This is a genomic window from Lacticaseibacillus sp. 30 (genome assembly GCF_053819265.1).
This window is the reverse complement of the sequence record NZ_JBSOQX010000013.1, coordinates 50,740-76,686: the sequence shown is the minus strand read 5'-3', so window position 1 is coordinate 76,686 and position 25,947 is coordinate 50,740. Positions and strand designations below refer to the sequence as shown.

Genomic DNA, 25,947 nt, shown 5'->3' with positions numbered 1-25,947 from the left:
AAATCGATATTTAATAAACCTGTCTAACAGTACATTTTTTAATTGGCTGCAACACCTGATATGTAAGGATTTAAAAGCAAATCACCACTAGGCGAAAAGAATAAACATAAGCATATATATTTAATGAATATTCTTTATAATCCCTTCAATATTTATAGAAATGTTATACAATGATATTGAGCGGAGTGTAAATTAATGTATCCATAAACTATAGGTTAATGGTCTCAGGGGGAGATACCAAGTAGGTTTGTAAAGAGGAGGAAGAGGAGAGAAATGAGAGAGTTAGGTGGCAAGAAAACCGGGCACTTCATGCTCAAAGTGGGGATTTACTTAACGGTGATCCTTGGCATGATTGTACAACTGATTTCGCCAGCACTAGCCCTTGCAGCCGAAAATCCGACACAGGCAGTGACTGGTACGCTCACGATCAAGAACCAAGATGAACAAGGATCACCGCTAAACGGCGCTAAGTATGAGATTCAAAATGAATCGCATCAGGTAGTGGCGAATAGCGAGATCAGTAAGGACGGCCAGGCGACGGTACCAAACTTGCCGGTCGGAAATTACACGGCAACCGAAAAACAGTCTGTTTCCGGTTACACAGCTCTTGAGCAGACGAAAAATTTCAGTGTCACGGCATCGGGCAATGTGACACTACTGTTTAAGAGCCGCGCATCAGCGACACTTGATAGTGGCAGTAGCAGTAGCACTGCCGCAAAACCAGCGGAAGCGAAGACGCCGGAAGCTGAACCAAGCACGACACCGGAAGCAAAGGTCGATACTGAGCTGCCTAATATTTTCACGAAGGTGGCGCTGAAAGACGGTAATGACCAGCCGCTGGGAACGGAAGTTGATCAGCAAAGTACGGTCAAGATGGAGATGACCTTTACATTACCGGCAACAAGCACGCCATTTCCGGCAGGGGCATCCTTTACAACGACCTTGCCAAAAGATCAGATTGACTTTACTGAAAGTGGTGGTGGCATCTTCCCGGGAAGCGGAGATGTTGCAGAATATCACTTTGACGCCAGTACCGGCCAACTTAGAATTAAGCTATTAAAAGATGCCAGCAACGGTTCTTGGCAGGTTAGTATCACATCGAGCTTTAAAGCCTTAACTGCTAATGACTCACTCAATCAAACACTGGTTTTCCATACGAAAGATAAGGACACAAAGTTCCCAATCACGTTTAGATCGAATGCTAAGCCTGTAGAGGTGGATGAGCCGACCGTGACGCCGCAAAATTTGAATCCAACTGGAATTACTGGGACTGCAAGGTTTAATTTGAATGGGAACGAAACCAGCAAGACCGATCCGACAAAGTGGGACAGTGATCCCACTAAACGGTCAAAGAATGCGGATATGGAATTAACACTGACCGCACAAGGCAGCACGAATTATCCGAAATCGTTGACCTTTAGTGATAGTGACTTGGCAAAGCTAAAGGTTTCGTCAGCACCGGTCAATGTTCTAGGCGGTTTTTCTGAAGAACTTAAGCCGTTGGATGCCGGCCGCGATTTTCATGCCGTTTTATCGGACGACAAACGAACGGTCAAGATTTATCTGACAGGCGGCTTTAAAAAGACAACTGGATATCAGATAGATTACACGGGCACGATTGATCGATCTTTAGACGATACTGGCAAAGTGCGCACTGCCGTTGTTCAAGGCCACCGTTACCTAACGGGTTCACAAACAAATGATGGTTATGCTTTTAGCAGCGCTGACATGCGTAATTCCGGGGTGGCGATCACCAAAACTGGAGATGTCACGAATAACTTCCGGGCACTTAACTGGAAAATTAATTGGAATTACAGCATGGATACCATGAAAGCTGGCGACACACTAACGGATCGCTTTGGTAAGCAAACCAGCGGGAAAGACGAGCATGACCAACCCAACATCGAGAAAGATGCCAATCAAACCCTAGACACAAAGTCACTGAAAGTCTTTCAAGTTACGTTTGATCATTTGGCAAACCCGATTATTTCCAAAGTTGACATCGCTCAGTACTTTAAGGTCACTGAAAAAGGCGACGGCGAGTTTACGCTAACGTATCTTGGCGGCGGTGATCTCCCGGAAAATGCTTCATTCCAGATTCAATATCAAACGAAACTGAAGAACACACCGAAAAATGGCGACAACTTAACCAATATTGTGAATGATCAGAAGAATCATTACGATCATGCGACCTACCCAGTTAGGTTGCCAAGCGGGATTACAAAAGTAGGCGGCAAGATTGATGCCTACAATGGTCAAATGACGTGGCGGATCAACGCCAACCGCGTTTTCCGGAACATGAAGAATGGGAAAATCTTCGACCTTTTCCCAGATGGGGTCGATAAGCTGGACAACGATCCAACAGCTGATAACATTAACACCATCTCCGGCGAAAGTGCCTCAGAAAATGTTGATGATGGCGCTAATGACGGTATTCTTGTCTACGCCCAGAATCCGGACGGCGAAAGAACGTTGCTGAAGTCGGGGACTGATTATGACATGAGCACTCAAGATGCCGACGTTCAATCAGCCGTGAAGCAGTATAACGAAAAAGATAAGACCAATCCGATTAATGCGAATGGTCAGGAAAAAGGCATTCGTGGTTTTGTCGTCACGCTTAAAGACAAGTATGCTGAAACTGATTCGCAAATTGTGATTTATACGCATACCAAACTGGATATGCTGAAGCTGGGTCAAGTTGGTCACGACCCAGACGCGCTGGCCAAAGCCCTAAATAACCGGGCCTTCTTCTTCTTTGATTTGCCACCAGGCGATGATGACGTTGCCAGCGGCGGGAGTAGCAATACCCCGACCCCAGAAGAAGGCGCCTTTAGCGGGGCGTTAAAGAATTCTTGGAGTGACGCACCAGATACCCAGTACTGGGGTGTCTTGGTTAACCAGCTTGGACTTTCATATGGTCACATGCATCTGACCGATATTTTGCCGCGGTTTGATGGGGTTAATTATGAGTTGATTCCTGATTCGATTAAATTCTATGAAGTCACGGGACCAGATGGAGTTGATCCGTCGAACAGTGGGGATCCAACCACTTCCAGAGATGTTAAAGAAATCAAGACGAGTCCATATTATGGAACCGGTGGTTGGTCATCGACAGCACTTAAGGCTGAGGATGCTGCTCAGCAAAGTCTGTTACCAACCAACACGCCAAATACATGGCTCAAAAACAATCCAAATTTAGCGCAACAATTGGATTTTGATTTTCCAAATATCGGTACGGGGCGCGTTTGGGTCGTTTTCAAGACGATGCGCGCCAATCAGTGGAACTATAACGATCCTAACTTCGCCAACAATGCCACTGTGACAGATACCGAACCGACCACGGCAATTCCGACTTTCAATCCGTCAGCTTCGAAGTCGGCACAAAGTTATTGGACGCCGATCAGTAAAACTGTCAGTGCTGACGCCAAGTTGAAAAATGTCTTGAATTGGCAGGTAAATCTGATCAATATCCAAGATAAATATCGGCCAATGGTGAATCCAATCATTGAGGATACCTTGGATCCAAGAGGTACTGGGGCGGAAATCAATGCCACCAGTTTTGTCGTGAAATTGAAGGTTGGCATTGCCGATCCGATTACGTTAAAAGAAGGGGATGATTATACCCTTGCCTTAGATGGCAATAAATTTACGATTACCTTTAAGCGAACTTTTGGGAATCTGACGCAAGAGACCAATAGCCCACTTAATAATTACCAAGTAAGCGTCGACTATGCCACCAGTAGCAAGAACTCAGGATGGGCATACAATTCGAGTAGCGTTGAATGGGATGGCAGCCAAACGACTCAAAAGCCAAGTGATGGTGTCCCTCCTGATGCGCGAATTGCAAACGCAAATGGGTATTTGCCTTATTGGGGTTCAGGTATCAGCGGCGAGACCCTCACGCAATTAGCCAACTTAGTGGTTGAAAAGAAGGATAGCGTCAGTGGCACGCCAATTCCGGGCGTTAAGTTCCGCTTAAGTGACGGCACCCATACATTTGAAGCCACCACAAAACTTGATGCGGCCACGAATAAGGCACTGGCAACCTTCCAAGGACTGCCAATAGGGATTGACTATACGTTGACGGAACTCAGTACGCCAGCTGGGTATAAGCCATTGGCACCACAGACCATTCGTTTGAACGCAACTTCCGACACAGGCACGGCGATTCAAACGGAAGCGGTTGAAAACGAGCCTTATCAGATCACGCTGTCGAAGTATGACAACCGCGCTAAGGGCCAATCAGAAACAGATAACAAACACTATCTGCTTCCCGGCGCCACTTATGACTTAGTGGATACCGATACGCAGAAAACATTGAAGTCGGGCATGAAGACCAATGCTGACGGCAAAATCACCATCGGAACGGCTAGCAGCTTTTCAGGTCAGTATGCTGACGACAAGTTCACTCCTGACTTGAAAGATGGCGAATACGTTCTTGAAGACTTGAAGCCAGGCAATTACAAGTTGGTTGAGACCCAAGCCCCAGATCATTATCGCGGGGATGCACATGATCAGGCAACAATTACCAGCGGGCCTGACAAACAAGTTTGGGAAGATAGTCTGAAAGCCGGCAGTGTGGCGGCAATCATTTCTAACAAGGCACCGTCCGCTACAGTGACGGCGTATAACCAGAAGAAACCTGGTCAACTGGACATCAAGAAGCAGGCAGAAACGATCACTGACGACAAGTTCCCTGATCGCCAGCCAATGACCGGCGCCGAATTTAAGCTTTATCGTTACGGCGATGACGGCAAGGTTGAGCAAAGCAAATCTTGGGACGCAACGATCATTAGCCAAGATGGTACCTTTATCTTCGATTCACCTGATTTGTATGAAGGTAAGTATCAGTTAGTCGAAACCACAGCGCCTGAAGGTTATGTCATCCCCGATGACCTGGCCAAAGGCGTCGATGTGAATATCACTGGTGACGAAACACTGAAGTTCCCGACCATCACGGAACCAGTGTATCGCCGTGCACTGCAGGTCACTAAAACCGATGGCAACTTTGGCAATCCAATTGCAGGTATCACGTACGCACTGTATCAAAATGATGGTACTGAGATCGCCAAGGATTTAGTCACGGATGAAAATGGTGAGGTCAACTTGCCATTTAATTTACCAGCAGGCAAGTATTATATTCAGGAAACGAAGAGCTTACCGCCATATCGGCCAAACAGCGACAAGCATCCGTTTGAAGTGAAACAGACAGATCAAACTCAGACGGCAGGCGATTTGGCAACCGAGAATAAAGAGCATCCGATTAAAGTCAACGTGACTAATTATCAAGTCAAAACCCTGAATGTCAAAAAGGTTGATCGCACGTACACAGCACATGTGTTGCCAGGTGCCGTCTTCCGGCTGACGAATAGTGCTGGTTACAGCCGCGACGTGACGACAGATGAAAACGGGATTGCTTCATTTGGCGATTTGTTGCTGGGCAGTTACTCGCTGACTGAAATCAAGGCACCGGCTGGGTATCGGCTGGACAACACGGTGTATCCAATTGCGTTGTCATCTGCCGAAACGCCGACAGCGATTACGGTTAATAAGGAGATTGCTGACGATCCTTATCAGGTTAATCTGACGAAATACGATAATCGCGTCAAGAAGGATGATCCGGCGAGTCAAAAGAAGTATCTGTTACCAAACGCAGTATACAAACTTGTCGACGTGGCGGCCAACAAGACCTTAAAGGCCGACATGAAGACCAATGCTGATGGCCAACTGACCTTTGGCGCGGCAAGCAGTTTTGATTCACCGCTCAAGGATGGCGAATACGCAATCGAAGGGTTGAAGCCGGATACCTCATATCGCCTAGTCGAAACGGAAGCTCCTGAACATTATGAAGGGGATGCTGCTGACCAAGCCAACGCGACAAGCGGCACCCAGAAACAGGCGTGGAAAGACAGCTTAGCGGCTGGCAGTGTTGATTTCACTATCAAGACTGATCAGACGCAAGTGAAGCTGACCGCAACGAACCAAAAGAAACCGGGTCAGCTGGATCTTAAGAAACAAGCTGAAACCATCAAGGATGATCACTTCCCTGATCGTCAACCAATGACTGGCGCTGAATTTAAGCTTTATCGTTATGACGAAGCTGGCAAAGTTGATCGCAGCCGGTCATGGGACGCTACCATCATTAACAATGACGGCACCGTCTCCTTTAAGGATTCAGATTTATATGAAGGCAAGTACCAGTTGGTTGAAACGAAAGCTCCTGATGGCTATGTCATTCCAGATGAACTGGCCAAGGGCGTTGACGTTGATATCACTGGCGATCAAACCTTAACGCTGCCAACCATCACCGAACCGGTTTACCGCCGGACGGTAAGTGTGGCGAAGACCGATGGTAACTTTGGTAATCCAATTGCTGGCATTACGTACGCGTTGTATCGCGAAGACGGCACTGAGTTAGCCAAGGATTTGGTGACAGACAAAAATGGCCAAGTCAATGTCCCGTTTAGTCTGCCAGTTGGTCATTATTATATTCAGGAAACGAAGACCTTGCCGCCATATCGGCCAAATACGGACAAACATGCTTTTGAAGTCAAGCAGACTGATCAAACGCAAACGGCCAGCAGTTTAGCAACTGAAAATAAGCAACAACCCATTCGAGTCAACGTCACCAACTATCAAGTCAAAACTCTGAATGTCAAAAAGGTTGATCGCACTTTCGCGGCTCATGTGCTGCCGGGTGCCGTTTTCCGGCTGACCAACAGTGCTGGCTACAGTCGTGACATCACCACTGACGAAAACGGGCTGGCCTCATTTGGCGATCTCTTACTCGGCAGCTATTCGCTGACAGAAGTGAAGGCGCCAGCTGGGTATCGGTTGGACAAGACCGTTCATGCGATCACCTTATCCTCAGCGATCACGCCGACCCCAATCACCATCGACAAGCAAATTGCCGACGATCCTTATCAAGTCACCTTAACTAAGTACGATAACCGGGTTAAGAAGACCGATGATGCGGCAACACGCAAGCAGTATCTGTTGCCGGGAGCGACGTATAAGCTTGTGGATGCCGTAACCAACAAAACGTTGAAGGCCGACATGAAGACCAACACTGATGGGCAATTGACCTTTGGCGCAGCAAGCAGCTTTGACACCTCACTCAAGGATGGCGAATACGCGATCGAAGGGTTGAAACCGGACAATTCATATCGCCTAGTCGAAACCCAAGCCCCTGAGCATTATGAAGGGGATGCTGCTGATCAAGCTAACGCGACAAGCGGTGTCCAGAAGCAACGATGGGAAGATAGTTTGGCCGCTGGTAGTGTCGATTTCACCATCAAGACTGATCAAACCCAGCTGAAGCTGACCGCAACTAACCAGAAGAAGGCTGGCCAAATCATTGTAACGAAGAAGGCGGACACCACAACCGATGATCGCTTCCCGGGCAAAATGACCATGATTGGCGCCCAATTTGCGATGTATCGTTATCGCGAAGACGGCACGGTTGATCACAGTCACGCATGGACAACAACGATCACCAACCAGAATGGCATTGTGACCTTCAATGATCATGATCTTTATGAAGGTAAGTATTTGCTGGTTGAAACGCAGGCACCACGCGGCTACGTTATCCCAGATGATCTGGCCAAGGGGATTGAGGTGAACGTCAAGGGCGACCAAAAAGTTGCTCTTGATCCGATTATCGAACCCGAATTTAGACGCGCCATTCAGCTGCAAAAGACGGATGGTAATTTTGGCAATCATTTGGCCGGCATTACCTTTGACTTATATGGTAGCAATGGCAATGTTCTTGCCAAGGATCTTGTCACGGATGAAGTCGGGCAGATCAACCTGCCGTTTAACTTGCCAATCGGCGACTACTACTTTGAAGAAACCAAGACCTTGCCGAAATATGAACTGAATACCGATAAGATCGACTTTAAAGTAGAACAAACCGACCTGACGCAAACCGTGAGCGCGCTAGCAAGCCAGAATAAGCAGCAGCCGGTTACTGTACAGGTTGCCAACTATCAGATCAATTCACTCGTCATCAAGAAGGTGGATGCTGCTGATAGCAATCAAGTCTTAGCAGGTGCCATTTTCCGACTGACAAATGACAAAGGCTATAGCAAGGAGCTTATGACTGACGCCAATGGGCTGATCACCTTTGATAACCTGAAACTGGGTCGTTACTGGCTGACCGAGGTCAAAGCGCCGGCTGGGTACACGATTAATCCGGACTACGCAAAGCCGGTCGCAGTTGATATTAAGAGCGGTGATACAATCCGCATGACAATCGCCGACCAGCGCCATGTTCTGCCAAGTACAGAAGGCGGCAATAATGGTAACGATGTGCGCCATGACCAACCGTCACGCCGCTTACTCTTCGGCAGCTTTGGTGATCGAGATGCGATTACCCTTGTCCTTTTAGGCATCGTGATTCTCGTCATCGCCGGCAGCACCGTGATCCTGCGGCGGCGTAAGCGATCATAATCAATTGACACGAGCTGTTCGAGACTGAACGGCATCACGTTACAATAGTTCCGCGAGGTGAGTCTTCTAGCCGGAGACTTGCTTTGCGGAGCTATTTTGTTATGGTTAGGGGTATGGCGCGTTCGGGGCCAATTAAAGCGGTTGATAAACTGTGTTTATTGAAAAGGTAACAACTTAGTTACAACCGGTGAATCTGCTATTTGAGAACGGCTCACCACTTCTTTGATTGGAACTAAAGTCGGGGGGATGCTGATCTTAAAAGGTATGAATTCAAGAATAGAGCCATGAGAGCTGGCGGAGCGGCGAGGGGGCTCAGCCGTGATATTGTTCTTAAACGGGTGGTTTTCCCGTTTTAGAACAAGGCCAGACTTTGAAATCGTGCGGGCTTTGCGCGAGTTCAAAGCTGTGCCCACAGCTCTAGCTTCGCGGTCGCCAGCCCCCTCGCCGCGTAGCCAACTCGGACAATCGAGAACACGCGACTCAAATAGAACTAATACAAATATTTGAGTTTGTCGCGCGAGTCACCCCGCTCTTTCTTTTTCTCTTGACACTCAGCCGCAAAGGATAGTACACTATCAAAGGTGCTTTTTTCCAGTTTATTCGGGTTGCCCGGACGTGCTGACTGGGTTAAGAGCCGTTGCCGTTCGGTTGGCCATTTTTTTATCAGAAAAAATGAACCGCCTGGATGTGTGGACTTATAAAATGATGTAAATTAAGGAAGGAGAAGCTTAATGCCTACTATTAATCAATTAGTTCGCCAAGGTCGTAAATCAATTTCAACCAAGTCAGACTCTCCTGCGTTGAACTTCGGTTACAACAGCAAGAAGAAGAGCCTTACCAATAACCCAGCACCGCAAAAACGTGGGGTGGCAACTCGTGTCGGTACCATGACACCGAAGAAGCCAAACTCCGCATTGCGGAAATATGCCCGTGTTCGTCTGTCTAACTTAATTGAAGTGACAGCTTACATTCCGGGTATTGGCCATAACTTGCAAGAACATAGTGTTGTCTTGATCCGTGGCGGCCGTGTTAAGGACTTGCCAGGGGTTCGTTATCACATTGTTCGTGGTGCGCTTGATACGGCTGGTGTTGACGGCCGGATGCAGGGTCGCTCCAAGTACGGTGCAAAGCGCCCTAAGAAGAAGTAATTCACGATCAACATTAAAGATCGCTATTAAAAATTTTTAGATCCGCTATGTGCGGTATAGACAGAGCGTGAGCTGGCGCGGTAGAAACCGGAGCATAAGTGGGCTTAGGCGTGATGGTCGGTTTTTGACCATTGCGACCAAGGTCCTTATGTGCAGGTTTTTGCGTCAGCGAGCGCGTTTAAGAGGAGGCAAAGTGCATGCCACGTAAAGGCAGTGTCGCAAAACGTGATGTTTTACCTGATCCAGTTTACAATTCAAAGCTGGTAACTCGCTTGATCAACCACTTAATGATTGATGGTAAGCGCGGGAAGGCATCAACTATTTTATATGATGCATTTGATATGATTAAGAAACAAACCGGGAACGAACCATTGGACGTTTTTGAAGAAGCAATGAAAAACGTTATGCCGGTCTTGGAAGTTAAAGCTCGCCGTATCGGTGGTTCTAACTACCAAGTGCCGATCGAAGTTCGTCCGGATCGTCGGACCACCTTGGGCCTACGGTGGATCGTTCAGTATTCCCGTCAACGCGGTGAACATACGATGGACGAACGCTTGGCTAAAGAAATCATGGACGCCGCTAACAACACCGGTGCCGCAGTGAAGAAGCGTGAAGATACCCACAAGATGGCAGATGCCAACCGGGCATTTGCACATTATCGTTGGTAAGATGATTTGGCTATTATATCCGCGGCTTGGTATATAGTAGCCATTCTTTGTATAAAGCCAGTTGAAACAAGAGAGGAGCAATACGCCACATGGCCAACAAACGTGAATTTCCGTTAGACCGTACCCGTAATATCGGGATCATGGCTCACATCGATGCCGGTAAAACGACCACGACTGAACGGATTTTGTATTATACCGGTAAAATTCATAAAATCGGTGAAACTCATGAAGGAGCTTCACAGATGGACTGGATGCCACAGGAACAGGAACGTGGGATCACCATCACCAGTGCTGCTACTACGGCTTTCTGGAAGGATCACCGGGTCAATATCATTGACACCCCAGGACACGTGGACTTCACGATTGAAGTTGAACGTTCCCTGCGTGTGCTGGATGGTGCGATCACCGTTTTGGATGCCCAATCCGGTGTTGAGCCGCAGACCGAAAACGTTTGGCGTCAAGCAACGACATACGGCGTTCCGCGGTTGGTTTTCGTCAACAAAATGGATAAGATCGGTGCCGACTTCGATTATTCGATGACGACATTGCATGATCGGCTTCAGGCTAACGCTCACGCCGTTCAGATGCCGATCGGTGCCGAAGATAAGTTCGAAGGGGTCATTGACCTGATCGAAATGAAGGCCGATTTGTATGACGAAGATGAATTGGGTACCAAGTGGGACACTGTAGATGTTCCGGATGACTACAAGGAAGCTGCTCAAAAAGCGCATAACGACTTGATCGAAGCCGTTGCTGACGTTGACGACGGCATCATGGACAAGTACCTTGAAGGTGAAGAGATTTCCAATGCTGAATTGAAGGCTGCGATCCGTAAAGCAACCATCAACTTGGAATTCTACCCAGTTTTGGCTGGTTCTGCCTTCAAGAACAAGGGTGTTCAGATGTTGTTGGATGCTGTGATTGATTACTTGCCATCACCACTTGATGTTCGGCCATATCATGCGACCGATCCTGACACTGGCGATGCAGTTGAATTGACCGCTGGCGACGACAAGCCGTTTGCTGCCTTGGCCTTCAAGGTTGCGACTGACCCGTTCGTTGGCCGTCTAACCTACATCCGGGTTTATAGTGGGACGCTTGAAGCCGGTTCTTACGTGCTGAACGCAACTAAAGATAACCGCGAACGTGTTGGTCGTCTGTTGCAAATGCACAGTAATCACCGTGAAGAAATCCCTGAAGTTTTCTCTGGTGATATCGCGGCTGCTATCGGTCTCAAGAACACCACTACTGGTGATTCCTTGACTGATGTTGACCACCCGCTGATTCTTGAATCTCTGGATGTGCCTGATCCGGTTATCCAAGTTTCCATCGAACCTGACTCTAAAGAAGACCAAGATAAGCTGGATGTCGGCTTACAAAAGCTTTCTGAAGAAGATCCAACATTCAAAGCTGAAACCAACCCTGAAACTGGCGAAACATTAATCGCTGGCATGGGCGAATTACATTTGGACATCATGGTTGATCGTCTGAAGCGTGAATTCAAGGTTGCTGCTAAGGTTGGTGAACCACAAGTTGCTTATCGCGAAACCTTCACTAAAGAAACTTCCGCGCAAGGTAAGTTCGTTCGTCAGTCTGGTGGTAAAGGTCAGTATGGTGATGTTTGGATTGAATTCAGTCCAAACGAAGAAGGCAAAGGCTTTGAATTTGAAAATGCCATTGTCGGTGGTGTTGTTCCTCGTGAATACATCCCAGCTGTTGAGCAAGGTCTGAAGGAAGCCATGGCCAATGGTGTCCTCGCCGGTTATCCATTAATCGACGTTAAGGCTAAGCTTTATGATGGTTCTTACCATGAAGTCGATTCTTCTGAAGCTGCCTTCAAAGTGGCTGCTTCTATGGCGTTGAAGAATGCCTCGAAGAGTGCTGGCGCGGTTATCCTTGAACCGATCATGCACGTTGAAGTGGTTGCCCCTGAAGAATATCTTGGCGATGTTATGGGACAAATCACGGCTCGTCGTGGTCGCGTTGAAGGGATGGAAGCCCGCGGGAATGCCCAATTGGTTAACTCCATGGTGCCGCTTGCCGAAATGTTCGGTTATGCAACCACCTTGCGTAGTGCTACCCAAGGCCGTGGTACGTTTACCATGACCTTTGACCACTACGAAGCTGTTCCAAAGAGCATTCAAGCAGAAATCATCAAGAAAAATGGCGGCGGCGTCGCAACCAAAGACTAGTCTTTGATTGTTACCAGCTGCATGAACGACGATGCCTTTTAGGCATCGTCGTTTTTTTCTAAAAGTGTGCCAGAAGTCAAAATCCGGAAATAAGCATGAAAATCGTGAACCTGATTGCTGGGCTTGGGAAAAGATTATAGTATACTGATGTTATTCTATAAGCGTTAGGGGGCGAAGCAGCGTGTCGAGTCAGGAGCGTATTACGACCATTTTATTGCGCTTGCTGCGAGGCGATCAACTCAATAAGCAAGCGCTCATGACGGAATTCAATAAGGATGAATCATCGATTCGCCGCGATATTAGCGTCATCAAACGTGCCTTTGACGATGTGTTCAGTGAACCGGCACCATTTGTCGCAGAAAATGCTGGTGACTATCGGCTTAAGCCCGACTTGCACGCCACTGGCCGCAGTTTGGACGACGGGCAACTGTTGGCGATTACCTTGATACTGACGGCTAGCCGTGGCTTGTCGTCCGTAGAAATGAAGCAACTAATGGCACAATTATTACCAGCCGGACCCGAGCACAAAGGATTGGATCGGCTTACCAAAAATCCAGTTTTTGAGTATCGTGGTGTCCCCAAAATATCATTGACTAATCGGTTGGCCCGATTGAGCCAAGCTATCGTTAATCACGAACTGATCAGCTTTGATCACGTGTATCACGGCGAAATGCGGCACTTTGACCGGCGACTGCCAACCGGCTTGTTTTTTGGCGATCTCTTCTTCTATCTTATTGTTGATGGCAGCGATGAACAGGCGGATGATGATCCAGACGAGGGCAAATTCGTCCGATTTCGGCTCGACTATATGCGCAATATTACCTATCATCGTCAGCAGCCAACCCATGATCATGATGAGCGATTCCGCGGGGGACGCTTACAGAATCACACGTGGTATCCGTATCTAGGCAAACCGATCAATTTGGAAATTCTCTACAGTTATGATCCGCAGTTTGTCCTTGATCGTTTTCCTGAGGCCATTGTTGATTGGAAAAATGTCCGTGATCGTCCGTTTATTAAGAATCCATACGCAAGAAAGGTTTATCACATTACGATTCCGGTTAACGATGGTTTTGGCATCCGGATGTGGCTCCAAGGGCAAGGGGATCTCGTAAAAGTCCTGGCTCCCAAACATATTCGTGATTATGTGGTTTGGGTCTTGCGTAAAAGTTTGAAGAATTATCAAAACGAAGATGATACTGGCAAGTATTTATAGCAGTTGTGCAGCCGGGTTTGCGAATGAATGCAGACTCGGTTTTTTGCTGAGTGCGAACCAACCCGATTTCTGGGAAGGCAAGCGCATGATGACGGCGTGATGTGAACACATATTCTCATATGCCTTATTATAGGAGATCGACATCATTAAACGGGTAAAGGTGGCCAAAGTTGACTGCCGACAAAAAGGCAGAATTTTTTGGCAATGCTTGATAATTGCATAAGGAAAAGGTACGGTGAATATGTAAATAATAATCATTCTAAAAATGGAGGTAATATCATGAGCTATATTGGCCAACATTTACCGGCGTTTAAGTTGAACGCCTATCAACAAGGCGATTTCCATGAAGTCAGTGATACTGATCTTAAGGGCAAGTGGGCAGTGATTTGTTTCTACCCTGCGGATTTTTCTTTCGTTTGCCCGACAGAACTTGGCGACTTGCAAGATCACTATGAGCGGTTCCAAGCTGTTGGAGCTGAAGTCTATTCTGCTTCTGAGGATACCGAGTTTGTACATATGGCATGGGCCGAGGCGAGTCCCACCATTAAGAAGATTCAATACCCAATGCTTGCCGATCCTGCAGGTAAATTGGCAACGGCGTTGGATGTTCGTGACGAAGCTAGCGGTCAAGCCTTCCGTGGGACTTTTATCATTGATCCCGATGGTGTGATTCAGGCCTATGCCGTCAATAACTTTGGCATTGGCCGTAATGCCGATGAGATTCTACGGACTTTGCAAGCGGCACAATTCGTTGCTGCTCACGGCGATCAGGTTTGCCCAGCTAACTGGCAACCGGGCGCTAAGACACTGACACCAGGGGCAGACTTGGTTGGCAAGATTTAAAACGGTGCTTTGATCAGCTAACAGTCAATATATCAGCGCTTGGCTAATCAGCGACGCACGCAAAAAAGGAACCGCAATGATTTTCGCTGCGGTTCCTTTTTGTGTGTATAAATTAATATAGAAGAAACGAGAAAAAACAAAGTTAAAAGTGTTGGTCAATATCAACGTTTTTACCATCCTGCGACTGTTTGAAATCGCCACTGACAAACGAAAACACCGTGAGTACACCGGCTAATACCAAAATGGCCAAGGTTAAAAGCAGGGTTTCAGTCCCGCGGTCATGCAGCACGAGCAGTTGGCGTAAGATGGCGGTCATTGAAATTAAAATAAGGTAGCGGATAGGAATGTGATGACCTTCCTCAATGTAGCGAACCAGCATGATCACAAATTCAAAGAGCATGAAGAAGCTGGCAACTTCCTGAATGACTTTGCCAAACAAAGCAGTCGAAAGTGGTTGAAGGATCAGACTACCGATATCGAGAATGTAGCGTAGCATAAAAATTACCACGACAATGGCTAAAAAACCGAGTAGAATATCTAAAGTTGAGTTGACGAGCTTTTTGTAATGGTCAAATTTCATCAACTGCCTCCCTTCTTTCTATGGTTATTCAAAAGTTAAGGCTTTAATTTGAATTTAGCACAAGCAGCTGTTCAAAGGAATAAGTTTGCTTCTAACATATTTTTTGTAAACCGAAAGAAAACCTTGTAATGGCGGGGGAGATTTTGTATACTATCAAGAGTGCTGTTTCTCAAAGGGGACAACTATGCACTTGGTTCCAAAGGTGAACCAGAGTAGCGCGGATGTGAGAGGTTGCGACACGCCCGGCCGCTTTGCCACGGCAGCGTGTTGGTAATTTTCACGGAGCTAGTCTACTAACTGATAATAGACGAAGGAGGTCACACAATGGCAAAACAAAAGATTCGGATCCGGCTTAAGGCTTATGAACACCGGATTCTCGATCAATCCGCAGACAAGATCGTGGAAACTGCAAAGCGCACAGGCGCAACAATTTCAGGCCCGATCCCTCTGCCAACGGAACGTACACTTTACACGGTTCTACGTTCCCCGCATAAGTACAAGGATTCACGTGAACAATTCGAAATGCGGACGCATAAACGTCTGATCGATATTGTTAACCCAACACCGAAGACAGTTGATGCTTTGATGAAGCTCGACTTGCCAAGCGGCGTCGATATCGAAATTAAATTATAATTCTTAGAAAATAGGAGGTGTACCCATGGCACGTAAAGGAATCTTAGGCAAAAAAGTTGGCATGACGCAGGTCTTCACCGATAACGGCGAACTCGTACCCGTTACTGTTGTCGACGTAACTCCAAACGTTGTAATGCAGGTCAAGACCGTTGAATCTGACGGTTACGAAGCAGTACAGCTGGGCTACGGCGATATGCGTGAAGTCTTGACGAATAAGCCAAGCGTCGGTCACGCCAAAAAGGCAGACACGACCCCTAAGCGCTTCGTTCGCGAAATCCGCGATGTAGCGCTTAGTGATTATGAAATCGGCAGTGAAGTTAAGGCTGACGAATTCGCAGCAGGCGACATTGTGGACGTCACTGGTACTTCCAAGGGTCACGGTTATCAAGGTAACATTAAGAAGGATGGCCAATCCCGCGGTCCTATGGCGCACGGTTCTCGTTACCATCGTCGTCCAGGTTCACTTGGGGCCATCATTAACAAGGTCTTCAAGGGCAAGAAATTACCTGGTCGGATGGGTAACCACACCCGCACCATGCAAAACCTGCAAGTCGTTGCCGCTGACACAGAGCACAATGTTCTGTTGATCAAAGGTAATGTCCCAGGGGCAAACAAGTCCTTTGTTACGATCCGTTCTGCTGTTAAAGCAGCTAAATAATACGAAGGGAGGACAATAACTAATGGCTAACGTTACTTTATATAAGCAAGATGGCTCAGAAAACGGCAAAGTTGAACTCAACGATGCCATCTGGGCAGTCGAACCAAATGAAAACGTCGTGTTTGACGCAGTCGTGATGCAGCGCGCTTCCCTTCGTCAAGGTACTCACGCCGTTAAAAACCGTTCTGCTGTTTCTGGCGGCGGTCGCAAGCCTTGGCGCCAAAAGGGTACTGGTCGTGCCCGCCAAGGTTCAATCCGCAGCCCGCAATGGCGTGGCGGTGGGATCGTCTTCGGACCGACCCCACGCAGCTATGCATACAAGCTGCCAAAGAAGGTTCGTCGTTTGGCAATCAAATCCGTACTTTCACAGAAGGTTCTCGATAGCGACTTGGTCGTTGTTGACGGTTTGAACTTCGATGCACCTAAGACAAAAGCTTTTGCAACTGTCTTGGATGGCTTGAAGGTTAGCGACAAGGCACTGGTTGTGTTGGAAGACGGCAATGAAGTTGCTGCCAAAGCCGCACGTAACCTGCCGAACGTGAAAGTTGTTCCTGCAGAGGGTATCAACGTTTTGGACGTTGTTGACTACAAGAAATTAATCTTGACCCAATCTGCGCTCCAAAAGATTGAGGAGGTGCTTGCATAATGGAAGCACGCGATATCATTTTACGTCCGATCGTCACCGAGCAATCGATGGCTGAAATGGATAACCGTAAATACACATTCGAAGTTGCACTGCATGCAACCAAGCCGCAAGTTCGCAAGGCTGTTGAAGAAATCTTCGGTGTGAAGGTTGTCAACGTCAACATCGCGAACGTTCGCGGTAAGAAGAAGCGTCAAGGCCGTTACGAAGGCATGACGCGTCGTCGTCGCAAGGCATTGATTGCCTTGAGCGCCGATTCCAAAGAAATCAAGATCTTCGCTGACGAAGATAACGATAAAAAGTAACAAAAATCCGTTATAGGAGGTAAAACACGTGGCGATTATTAAGTACAAACCAACAAGCAACGGCCGGCGCAACATGTCCGGGTCTGATTTTGCTGAAATCACCAAGACAAAGCCTGAAAAGACTTTGCTGGTCAGCCAAAGTCATACTGCAGGACGTAATGCCCATGGTCACATCACCGTGCGTCATCGTGGCGGCGGTCACAAGCAATTCTACCGTGTGATCGACTTCAAACGTAATAAGGATGGCATGGCTGCAACAGTTAAAGCAATCGAATACGATCCAAATCGGACCGCAAACATTGCACTGCTGCATTATGAAGATGGGGTTAAGTCTTACATCTTGGCACCTAAGGGTCTCAAGGTTGGCGACAAGGTTTATTCTGGTGAAGATGTCGATATCAAAGTCGGCAACTCATTGCAATTGAAGAATATTCCAGCCGGGACAACTATCCATAACATCGAACTGAAGCCAGGTAAGGGCGCGCAATTAGCACGTTCAGCTGGTGTTTCGGCCCAATTGTTGGGTAAAGACAATGATAAGTACGTTACCGTTAAGTTAGCTTCAGGCGAAGTTCGTCTGATTTTGGCTGAAAACCGTGCCACAATTGGTGCCGTTGGTAACGAGCAACATGAGCTGATCAGTATTGGTAAAGCTGGCCGCAAACGCTGGTTGGGCTTCCGTCCGACAGTTCGTGGGTCAGTTATGAACCCTAACGATCACCCGCATGGTGGTGGTGAAGGTAAAGCACCAATTGGCCATCCATCTCCAATGTCACCATGGGGCAAGAAGACCTTGGGTAAGAAGACCCGGGATCACAAGGCTAAGTCTGAGAAATTCATCGTTCGTCACCGCAGAGCGAAGTAAACACATTGAAGTGTTACATCGATTAAAGGAGGTCACAAAATGGGTCGCAGTCTTAAAAAAGGACCTTTTGCCGACGCTCATCTCCTGAAGAAGATTGAAGCGCAGGCAGATAACGACAAGAAGACCGTTATTCGTACATGGTCCCGTCGTTCCACCATTTTTCCAAGTTTCATTGGCTACACCATCGCCGTATATGATGGTCGTAAGCATGTCCCAGTTTTCGTGAGTGAAGACATGGTTGGTCACAAGTTGGGCGAATTCGTTCCTACGCGTACCTTCCGCGGTCATAACACCGACGACAAGAAGACAACAGCACGCTAGAAAGGAGCACAACATTCATGGCTGATCAAATTACGTCTGCAACGGCAACGGCCAAGACAGTTCGGATTGCTGCTCGCAAAGCGCGCCTGGTAATCGACTTGATTCGCGGTCGCGATGTTGCTGAAGCATTGGCAATCTTAGAATTCACCCCTCGATCCGGTTCACCGATCATCGAGAAGGTACTCAAGTCTGCCATCGCTAATGCAGAACATAACTATGACTTAGATGCACAAAACCTTTATGTAAGCAAGGCTTACGTCAACGAAGGCCCGACCCTCAAGCGGTTCCGTCCTCGTGCCAAGGGGAGCGCATCACCAATCAACAAACGGACAAGCCACGTTACCGTGGTTGTATCCGAAAAAGAAGCATAAGGAGGGATAACGCGTGGGTCAAAAGATTAATCCAACCGGTTTCCGTGTCGGTGTCATCCGTGACTGGGATGCCAAATGGTATGCAGACAAAGACTTTGCAGCCTTTCTGCATGAAGACATTGAAATCCGAAACTTCATTAACAAGAAGCTGCAAGATGCTTCCGTATCACGTATCGAAATCGAACGTGCCGCAAAGCGCGTCAACATTTCCATTCATACTGCTAAGCCGGGTATGGTTATCGGTAAAGGCGGTTCTGAAGTTGAAAACTTGCGTAAGCAGCTGAACAAGCTGACTGGCCGTCAAGTTCACATCAACATCGTGGAAATTAAGAAACCTGATCTGGATGCCAAGCTTGTTGGCGAAAACATCGCCCGTCAGCTTGAACAACGGATCGCTTTCCGTCGTGCAATGCGTCAAGCAATGCAACGGACCATGCGAGCAGGTGCCAAGGGAATCAAAACCCAAGCTTCCGGTCGTTTGAATGGTGCGGATATTGCACGTCGCGAACATTACAATGAAGGCTTAGTACCATTGCACACCTTGCGTGCCGATATCGACTACGCATGGGAAGAAGCCGCAACAACTTATGGCCGTATTGGGATCAAAACCTGGATCAATCGTGGTGAGATTTTACCTGAAAAGCCAAAGCAAAATAGTGTGAAAGGAGGGAAATAATCAATGTTAGTACCTAAGCGTGTAAAGCATCGTCGCGAATTCCGTGGGAAGATGCGCGGTGCAGCTAAAGGCGGCCGTAACGTCGACTTCGGTGAATATGGTTTGGAAGCATTGGAATCCCACTGGATCACCAACCGTCAGATCGAAGCTGCTCGTGTCGCAATGACCCGTTATATGAAGCGTGGTGGGAAAGTATGGATCCGCATTTTCCCTCATAAGTCCTACACCAGTAAAGGTGTTGGCGTCCGGATGGGTAATGGTAAAGGTGCACCAACTGGATGGGTTGCTGTCGTTAAACGTGAAAAGATCATGTTTGAAGTCGGTGGCGTTTCCGAAGCAGTCGCAAAGGAAGCTTTGCGTTTGGCATCCAACAAACTCCCGATCCGTACCAAGATCGTTTCACGCGAGGAAGTAGGTGGGCAATCAAATGAAGGCTAAAGAAATTACTGCATTAACCACTGCTGAGATGCTCGACAAAGAGAAGCAATATAAAGAAGAGCTGTTCAACTTGCGCTTCCAACAGGCGACTGGCCAATTGGAAAACACCGCTCGCTTGAGTCAGGTTCGGAAAAACATTGCACGGATCAAAACGGTCCTTCGGCAACAGGCACTCAATAAATAATCGGAAAGGAGACATTTACCTTGGCAGAACGTAATTCTCGTAAGGTTTATCAAGGCCGCGTGGTCTCAGATAAAATGGACAAGACGATCACCGTGGAAGTCAGCACGGTCAAGATGCACCCTGTTTACGGCAAGCGTATGAAGTACTCCAAGAAGTATTACGTGCATGATGAAGACAATACCGCTAAAACTGGCGATATCGTGCGGATCGCAGAAACACGTCCTTTATCACGCAATAAGCGTTTCCGTTTATTGAACATTGTCGAAAAGGCAGTCATCATCTAATCAATTTTTCGGATGAAAGGAGGACCATTCCGTGATACAACAAGAAAGTCGCCTTAAAGTGGCGGATAATTCCGGCGCGCGCGAAATCCTGGTGATTAAAGTACTTGGCGGTTCATACCGTAAGACTGGTAACATCGGTGATGTCGTTGTCGCAACTGTAAAACAAGCAACACCAGGTGGCGTTGTCAAGAAGGCTGACGTTGTCAAGGCTGTCATTGTACGGACCAAGTCTGGCGCCCGTCGCGCTGACGGTTCTTACATTAAGTTCGATGAGAACGCAGCAGTTATCATTAACGCCGACAAGAGCCCTCGTGGGACTCGTATCTTTGGACCTGTGGCACGTGAACTGCGTGACGGCGATTTCATGAAGATCGTCTCCTTAGCGCCCGAAGTACTTTAATCATTCTGACCAAATAGGAGGTGCGATACATGAAGTTCAAAACTGGTGACAAAGTGCGGGTCATGCGCGGCAAAGATGCCGGCAAAGAAGGCCAGATCACTAAAGTCTTGAAGGACGCTGATAAAGTTGTCGTTGAAGGCATTAACATGATCAAGAAGCACCAAAAGCCTAACAATGCTAATCCGCAAGGCGGTATTATCGATAAGGAAGCACCTATTCACGTGTCCAATGTGATGCTTCTTGATCCAGATACCAATAAGCCGACACGGATCGGTTCTGAAGTTAAAGATGGCAACAAAGTGCGGATTGCTAAGAAGTCTGGCACCGCAATCGATAAATAATAGGGAAGGAGGACAAACTTTTTCATGGAGAATCGTCTTGAAGAACGTTATAGCAAAGAAATCGCTCCTGCATTGGTAAGCAAGTTTAACTACAAGAGCACCATGCAGGCACCGAAGATCGAAAAGATCGTTTTGAACATGGGTGTTGGTGATGCGACTCAGAACGCCAAATTGCTGGATGAAGCAGTTGACGAACTGACCCTGATCTCTGGTCAACATCCACTGATCACCAAGGCTAAGAAGAGTATCGCTGGCTTCCGTCTGCGTGAAGGCATGCCAATCGGCGCAAAGGTTACCCTGCGCGGCGAACGCATGTATGATTTCTTGGATAAGCTGATCAATGTCTCCCTGCCGCGTGTGCGTGACTTCCATGGTATTTCCCCCAAGTCCTTCGATGGTCGCGGGAACTATACCTTGGGTGTTAAAGAACAACTGATCTTCCCAGAAATCGATTACGATAAGGTTAATCGTGTTCGTGGGTTGGATGTTGTCATCGTTACAACGGCAAATACTGATGAAGAAGCTCTCGAATTGCTGACGCAAGTCGGGATGCCATTCGCCAAATAAGGGAGGTCCGCTACTTGGCTAAGAAGTCAATGATCGCTAAGAACAATCGGCCTGCAAAATTTGCAGTCCAGGAATATACGCGGTGCCAACGTTGTGGCCGTCCACATTCCGTTTATCGTAAATTCAAACTCTGCCGGATTTGCCTTCGTGAGTTAGCACATGCCGGCCAAATTCCAGGCATGCGCAAAGCTAGCTGGTAATCACTAGACAAAGGAGGTTAAATCAATGGTCTTGACCGATCCAATCGCAGATTACTTGACCCGGATCCGTAACGCCAACATGGTGCGTCACGAATCCTTGGTCGTACCTGCATCTAAGATGAAAAAAGACATTTCTGAGATTCTGAAACGTGAAGGGTTCATCCGTGACTATGAAGTTATTGATGATGACAAGCAAGGCGTTATCCGCATTTTCTTGAAGTATGGTAAGAATAATGAACGGGTTATCTCTGGCTTGAAGCGGATTTCCAAACCGGGTCTGCGCTCATACGTTAAAAGTGATGCTGTTCCTAAGGTCTTAAACGGCTTAGGGATTGCTATCATCTCAACTTCCGAAGGTGTTATCACCGACAAGGAAGCTCGTGCCAAGAACGTCGGCGGCGAAGTACTCGCCTACGTTTGGTAATTCAATATATCAAAAAGGAGGTGCCGATAAGTGAGTCGTATTGGTTATAAAGTCATTAAAGTCCCAGCCGGTGTCACCATCACAAAAGATGGCGACAACATTACGGTTAAGGGCCCGAAAGGCGAATTGACCCGTCATTTTGCCCCGGAAATCGAAATGCACCAGGAAGGCGACGAGATCAACTTCACGCGTCCTGATGATTCCTACAAGGCTGTCCACGGAACAATGCGGGCCAACTTGAACAACATGGTCGTCGGGGTTACCGAAGGTTACAAGAAAGAAATGAAGTTGGTCGGTGTCGGCTATCGTGCACAAAAACAAGGCGAAAAGCTTGTTTTGAACGTTGGCTATTCCCATCCAGTTGAAATGACCGCGCCTAAGGGTGTCACTGTTGAAGTTCCAAGCACCACTCAGATCATCATCAGCGGGATCTCGAAACAGGTTGTTGGCCAGTTTGCAGCCGTTGTTCGTTCCGTCCGTGCACCTGAACCTTATAAGGGTAAGGGGATTCGTTACGTTGACGAACATGTCCGTCGTAAGGAAGGTAAGACTGGTAAGTAGTCTTAACCTTCAACAAATTTAACAAGAGGTGAACATTGTGATTTCTAAGCCAGATAAGAACAAGACTCGGCAACGGCGTCACGCCCGCGTACGAGGCAAGATTTCTGGTACGAGCGAGCGCCCACGCTTGAACATTTTCCGTTCGAATAAAAACATCTACGCACAATTAATTGATGACGTAGCGGGTGTGACGCTAGCAAGTGCCTCCACTCTTGATAAGGACATTAAAGATCCTGAAAACAAGACTGCTGCTTCTGCACAAGTTGGCGCGTTGATCGCCAAGCGTGCTGTTGCTGATGGTCATAAAGTTGTGGTCTTTGACCGTGGTGGTTATCTGTACCATGGTCGCGTTGCTGCGTTAGCTGAAGCAGCACGTGAAAATGGCCTCGAATTCTAGAAAAAAGGAGGATAACCAACACATGGCATCATTTATCGATCCAAACCAATTGGACTTAGAAGACCAAGTCGTTTCCATCAACCGTGTCACGAAAGTTGTTAAAGGTGGACGTCGTCTGCGTTTTGCTGCGATCGCGATCGTCGGTGATAAGAATGGTCACGTCGGCTTTGCAACTGGTAAGGCCCAAGAAGTTCCTGAAGCGATCCGTAAAGCTGTTGACGCGGCCAAGAAGAGCTTGATCGAAGTACCGATTGTCGGCACAACGATTCCTCATGAAGTTATCGGCCATTTTGGCGCCGGCGAAGTTTTGCTGAAGCCTGCTGAAGAAGGTTCTGGGGTTGCTGCTGGTGGCGCTATCCGTTCCGTCATGGAACTTGCCGGCATTGCTGATATTACCAGCAAGTCACTCGGCCGTAACACCCCGATCAACATGATCCGGGCAACGATGGACGGGTTGACACAACTGCGTACCCGTGAACAAGTTGCTGAATTGCGTGGCGTTTCTGCGTCATCATTAGAAGACTAGGAGGTAAACACATGGCTCAATTGAAGATTACTTTGACCCGTAGTGCTGCCCACCGTCTTCCTAAGCAACGTAAAATTGTGAAGGAATTAGGCTTAGCTCGAGTAAATAGCTCAGTGATCAAGCCTGACAACGCAGCCACTCGTGGTGCGATTTTCCAGATTTCACACTTGGTTTCCGTTGAAGAAATCAAGGATTAATAACATTATTTCGACAAGGAGGTGCCCAAGAGTATGCAATTGCACGAATTAAAGCCGAGTGTCGGCTCCCGTCATTCCCGCAAGCGTCTGGGCCGTGGTACTTCTAGCGGTCAAGGTAAGACAGCTGGTAAAGGGACAAAGGGTCAATTGGCACGTCAGGGCGGCAAAACGCGTCTTGGCTTCGAAGGTGGCCAGATGCCATTGTTCCGGCGTATGCCAAAACGCGGTTTCAACAACATTAACCGCAAAGAATATGCTGTTGTTAACCTTTCCGATCTTAACCGCTTCGACGATGGCGCCGAAGTAACCCCAGCAGCCTTGATCGATGCTGGTATCGTTAAGAACGAAAAGAACGGCGTCAAGCTGCTGGCAGACGGCAAGCTTGAGAAAAAACTGACCATTAAGGTAGCAAAGGCTTCTGCTGCAGCGAAGGCTGCTGTTGAAGCAGCTGGCGGTTCGATTGAGGTGATCTAATGCTGAGGACCCTGAAAAACGCGCTCAAGGTTAAAGACATCCGTAACAAGATCCTCTTCACTTTAGCGGTTTTATTGGTCTATCGATTAGGTACACTGATCGCAGTGCCCGGGGTCAATGCAAAGGCGCTGCAATCAATCGGTTCGACAGGCCTGATCTCACTGCTGGATACTGTCAGTGGTGGCGGACTGGCCCAGTACTCCATCTTCTCGATGGGGGTCTCACCGTACATTACGGCACAGATTGTGGTTCAGCTGCTGCAGATGGATATCGTTCCGAAGTTTGTTGAATGGAGCAAGCAAGGGGAAGTTGGTCGGCGTAAGCTGAATCAGGTGACTCGTTACTTAACCATTATCTTCGGGTTCTTTCAGGCAATTGGGATTACGGCCGGCTTTCAAACGTTAAGTTCGATGGGCTTGGTCAAAAATCCGTCTGTTAGCACCTATATCACGATCGGGATCATCTTGACCGGCGGCACCATGTTGCTGACTTGGATGGGTGAACAGATCACTGATAAAGGTCTTGGTAATGGGGTTTCCTTGCTGATCTTTTCCGGGATCATTGCTCGCTTGCCTTCTGGCCTTCAAGAGCTATACCGCGATAACGTTCAGGTATACTCTGGTGCCGAAATCTGGAAAGGGATTGCCTTCATGGCAGCCTTAGCCATTATCGTGATCCTAGTGATCACGTTTGTCACATGGGTACAGCAAGCGAATTACAAGATTCCGATTCAATATACCCGGCGTGTCACCAGCGCAGGCAGCAACAGCTACTTGCCTTTAAAGGTCAACGTGGCCGGCGTTATTCCAGTTATCTTTGCGAGTTCCTTCATCGTAACTCCGCAAACAATTCTGATGGCTTTTCAAAAGAATCATAGCGGTGATGGCTGGTATCAAGTCATGACCAACATCTTCAATATGCAAAAACCTGCCGGGACTGCGATCTACACGCTTCTAATCATTCTTTTCACGTTCTTCTATGCGTTTGTTCAGGTCAATCCCGAAAAGGTCTCTGAGAACTTAACCAAACAAGGCAGTTACATTCCAGGCGTTTGGCCAGGAAAAGAAACCGAGAATTATATCTCGCGTTTACTGATGCGGTTATCAACCGTCGGGGCATTGTTCCTTGGCCTGGTTGCATTGCTGCCACAGTTAGCTGCCAACATTTGGGGCTTGCCACAGTCAATCGGACTGGGCGGCACAAGTCTCTTGATTGTCGTCATGACAGCGATTGAATTGGTTCGTCAGTTAGACGGCTTACTCATGAAACGCGAGTATATCGGTTTCATTCGCGGAGACTTGATTAAAGGCGACAGTAAAAAATAAACGTCATTTAAACAGAACGTGAGTCAGCTTGATTAGAGTCCAATGTGTAAGCGAATCTG

General features: G+C 47.7%; 29 protein-coding genes. 28 read left to right on the top strand and 1 reads right to left on the bottom strand.

The window, feature by feature from the left end:
- Positions 1 to 273 precede the first annotated feature (273 nt).
- The 6 genes from ACWPAB_RS09825 to ahpC all read left to right on the top strand — a co-directional run bounded on the left by ACWPAB_RS09825 (position 274) and on the right by ahpC (position 14,518).
- On the top strand, positions 274 to 8,451 hold the full coding sequence (locus ACWPAB_RS09825) for a SpaA isopeptide-forming pilin-related protein (RefSeq protein WP_016382006.1): 8,178 nt from the start codon (positions 274 to 276) through the stop codon (positions 8,449 to 8,451).
- Positions 8,452 to 9,182: 731 nt separating this feature from the next.
- On the top strand, positions 9,183 to 9,599 hold the full coding sequence (rpsL, locus tag ACWPAB_RS09820; protein ID WP_003567580.1) for a 30S ribosomal protein S12: 417 nt from the start codon (positions 9,183 to 9,185) through the stop codon (positions 9,597 to 9,599).
- A gap of 197 nt (positions 9,600 to 9,796) precedes the next feature.
- A complete protein-coding gene (gene rpsG / locus ACWPAB_RS09815; RefSeq protein WP_003567577.1) occupies positions 9,797 to 10,267 on the top strand; it encodes a 30S ribosomal protein S7 in 471 nt (156 codons plus the stop codon).
- A gap of 89 nt (positions 10,268 to 10,356) precedes the next feature.
- Positions 10,357 to 12,459 (top strand): elongation factor G, encoded by a 2,103-nt coding sequence (fusA, locus tag ACWPAB_RS09810; RefSeq protein WP_003585667.1) that lies wholly within the window; start codon positions 10,357 to 10,359, stop codon positions 12,457 to 12,459.
- A gap of 181 nt (positions 12,460 to 12,640) precedes the next feature.
- Positions 12,641 to 13,675 carry a helix-turn-helix transcriptional regulator gene (locus tag ACWPAB_RS09805; RefSeq protein ID WP_003585666.1) on the top strand — a complete coding sequence of 345 codons (1,035 nt, stop codon included), beginning with the start codon at positions 12,641 to 12,643 and terminating at the stop codon, positions 13,673 to 13,675.
- 279 nt (positions 13,676 to 13,954) lie between these two features.
- Positions 13,955 to 14,518 (top strand): alkyl hydroperoxide reductase subunit C, encoded by a 564-nt coding sequence (ahpC, locus tag ACWPAB_RS09800; RefSeq protein ID WP_003585664.1) that lies wholly within the window; start codon positions 13,955 to 13,957, stop codon positions 14,516 to 14,518.
- Between the two features lie 142 nt (positions 14,519 to 14,660).
- Here ahpC and psiE read toward each other — a convergent pair whose 3' ends face one another.
- On the bottom strand, positions 14,661 to 15,098 hold the full coding sequence (gene psiE / locus ACWPAB_RS09795) for a phosphate-starvation-inducible protein PsiE (RefSeq protein WP_003585662.1): 438 nt from the start codon (positions 15,096 to 15,098) through the stop codon (positions 14,661 to 14,663).
- Positions 15,099 to 15,422: 324 nt separating this feature from the next.
- Here psiE and rpsJ point away from each other — a divergent pair, with 324 nt between their 5' ends.
- From rpsJ to secY, 22 genes are read left to right on the top strand one after another with little or no spacing between them, the layout of a single operon-like run.
- On the top strand, positions 15,423 to 15,731 hold the full coding sequence (gene rpsJ, locus ACWPAB_RS09790; RefSeq protein WP_003567567.1) for a 30S ribosomal protein S10: 309 nt from the start codon (positions 15,423 to 15,425) through the stop codon (positions 15,729 to 15,731).
- Positions 15,732 to 15,756: 25 nt separating this feature from the next.
- Positions 15,757 to 16,389, top strand: coding sequence for a 50S ribosomal protein L3 (rplC, locus tag ACWPAB_RS09785; protein ID WP_003567566.1), 633 nt, complete (start codon positions 15,757 to 15,759; stop codon positions 16,387 to 16,389).
- A 22-nt stretch (positions 16,390 to 16,411) separates the two neighbouring features.
- Positions 16,412 to 17,035 carry a 50S ribosomal protein L4 gene (gene rplD / locus ACWPAB_RS09780; RefSeq protein ID WP_003567564.1) on the top strand — a complete coding sequence of 208 codons (624 nt, stop codon included), beginning with the start codon at positions 16,412 to 16,414 and terminating at the stop codon, positions 17,033 to 17,035.
- Positions 17,035 to 17,337 carry a 50S ribosomal protein L23 gene (gene rplW, locus ACWPAB_RS09775; RefSeq protein ID WP_003567562.1) on the top strand — a complete coding sequence of 101 codons (303 nt, stop codon included), beginning with the start codon at positions 17,035 to 17,037 and terminating at the stop codon, positions 17,335 to 17,337. The genes rplD and rplW overlap by 1 nt, the downstream gene beginning before the upstream one ends.
- 28 nt (positions 17,338 to 17,365) lie before the next feature.
- On the top strand, positions 17,366 to 18,202 hold the full coding sequence (gene rplB / locus ACWPAB_RS09770) for a 50S ribosomal protein L2 (RefSeq protein ID WP_003576419.1): 837 nt from the start codon (positions 17,366 to 17,368) through the stop codon (positions 18,200 to 18,202).
- Between the two features lie 39 nt (positions 18,203 to 18,241).
- Positions 18,242 to 18,523, top strand: coding sequence for a 30S ribosomal protein S19 (gene rpsS / locus ACWPAB_RS09765; protein WP_003567557.1), 282 nt, complete (start codon positions 18,242 to 18,244; stop codon positions 18,521 to 18,523).
- A gap of 17 nt (positions 18,524 to 18,540) precedes the next feature.
- Positions 18,541 to 18,894, top strand: coding sequence for a 50S ribosomal protein L22 (gene rplV, locus ACWPAB_RS09760; protein ID WP_003567555.1), 354 nt, complete (start codon positions 18,541 to 18,543; stop codon positions 18,892 to 18,894).
- A 13-nt stretch (positions 18,895 to 18,907) separates the two neighbouring features.
- Complete coding sequence (rpsC, locus tag ACWPAB_RS09755; RefSeq protein ID WP_003571453.1) at positions 18,908 to 19,570, top strand: 30S ribosomal protein S3; 663 nt, start codon at positions 18,908 to 18,910, stop codon at positions 19,568 to 19,570.
- Positions 19,571 to 19,573: 3 nt separating this feature from the next.
- Positions 19,574 to 20,008, top strand: coding sequence for a 50S ribosomal protein L16 (gene rplP / locus ACWPAB_RS09750; protein WP_003567551.1), 435 nt, complete (start codon positions 19,574 to 19,576; stop codon positions 20,006 to 20,008).
- Positions 19,998 to 20,192, top strand: coding sequence for a 50S ribosomal protein L29 (rpmC, locus tag ACWPAB_RS09745; RefSeq protein WP_003567550.1), 195 nt, complete (start codon positions 19,998 to 20,000; stop codon positions 20,190 to 20,192). The genes rplP and rpmC overlap by 11 nt, the downstream gene beginning before the upstream one ends.
- A 20-nt stretch (positions 20,193 to 20,212) precedes the next feature.
- Positions 20,213 to 20,476 carry a 30S ribosomal protein S17 gene (gene rpsQ, locus ACWPAB_RS09740; protein ID WP_003567548.1) on the top strand — a complete coding sequence of 88 codons (264 nt, stop codon included), beginning with the start codon at positions 20,213 to 20,215 and terminating at the stop codon, positions 20,474 to 20,476.
- Between the two features lie 31 nt (positions 20,477 to 20,507).
- Positions 20,508 to 20,876, top strand: a complete 369-nt coding sequence (gene rplN, locus ACWPAB_RS09735; RefSeq protein ID WP_003567546.1) for a 50S ribosomal protein L14 — start codon at positions 20,508 to 20,510, stop codon at positions 20,874 to 20,876.
- Between the two features lie 29 nt (positions 20,877 to 20,905).
- Positions 20,906 to 21,217 carry a 50S ribosomal protein L24 gene (gene rplX, locus ACWPAB_RS09730; protein ID WP_003567544.1) on the top strand — a complete coding sequence of 104 codons (312 nt, stop codon included), beginning with the start codon at positions 20,906 to 20,908 and terminating at the stop codon, positions 21,215 to 21,217.
- A gap of 24 nt (positions 21,218 to 21,241) precedes the next feature.
- On the top strand, positions 21,242 to 21,784 hold the full coding sequence (gene rplE, locus ACWPAB_RS09725; protein WP_003567542.1) for a 50S ribosomal protein L5: 543 nt from the start codon (positions 21,242 to 21,244) through the stop codon (positions 21,782 to 21,784).
- A gap of 14 nt (positions 21,785 to 21,798) precedes the next feature.
- Positions 21,799 to 21,984 carry a type Z 30S ribosomal protein S14 gene (locus ACWPAB_RS09720; protein WP_003567540.1) on the top strand — a complete coding sequence of 62 codons (186 nt, stop codon included), beginning with the start codon at positions 21,799 to 21,801 and terminating at the stop codon, positions 21,982 to 21,984.
- Between the two features lie 25 nt (positions 21,985 to 22,009).
- Positions 22,010 to 22,408, top strand: coding sequence for a 30S ribosomal protein S8 (gene rpsH, locus ACWPAB_RS09715; RefSeq protein WP_003567538.1), 399 nt, complete (start codon positions 22,010 to 22,012; stop codon positions 22,406 to 22,408).
- Positions 22,409 to 22,438: 30 nt separating this feature from the next.
- The gene (gene rplF / locus ACWPAB_RS09710) at positions 22,439 to 22,969 is read left to right on the top strand and encodes a 50S ribosomal protein L6 (RefSeq protein ID WP_003567536.1); all 531 of its coding nucleotides are present in this window, start codon (positions 22,439 to 22,441) and stop codon (positions 22,967 to 22,969) included.
- A gap of 37 nt (positions 22,970 to 23,006) precedes the next feature.
- The gene (gene rplR, locus ACWPAB_RS09705; protein ID WP_003567533.1) at positions 23,007 to 23,366 is read left to right on the top strand and encodes a 50S ribosomal protein L18; all 360 of its coding nucleotides are present in this window, start codon (positions 23,007 to 23,009) and stop codon (positions 23,364 to 23,366) included.
- 22 nt (positions 23,367 to 23,388) lie between these two features.
- A complete protein-coding gene (rpsE, locus tag ACWPAB_RS09700; RefSeq protein WP_003567531.1) occupies positions 23,389 to 23,892 on the top strand; it encodes a 30S ribosomal protein S5 in 504 nt (167 codons plus the stop codon).
- A gap of 11 nt (positions 23,893 to 23,903) precedes the next feature.
- Positions 23,904 to 24,089 carry a 50S ribosomal protein L30 gene (rpmD, locus tag ACWPAB_RS09695; protein ID WP_003567529.1) on the top strand — a complete coding sequence of 62 codons (186 nt, stop codon included), beginning with the start codon at positions 23,904 to 23,906 and terminating at the stop codon, positions 24,087 to 24,089.
- A gap of 33 nt (positions 24,090 to 24,122) precedes the next feature.
- Complete coding sequence (gene rplO, locus ACWPAB_RS09690) at positions 24,123 to 24,563, top strand: 50S ribosomal protein L15 (RefSeq protein WP_003567527.1); 441 nt, start codon at positions 24,123 to 24,125, stop codon at positions 24,561 to 24,563.
- A complete protein-coding gene (gene secY, locus ACWPAB_RS09685; protein WP_003567525.1) occupies positions 24,563 to 25,888 on the top strand; it encodes a preprotein translocase subunit SecY in 1,326 nt (441 codons plus the stop codon). Before rplO ends, secY begins: the two co-directional genes overlap by 1 nt.
- Positions 25,889 to 25,947 lie beyond the last annotated feature (59 nt).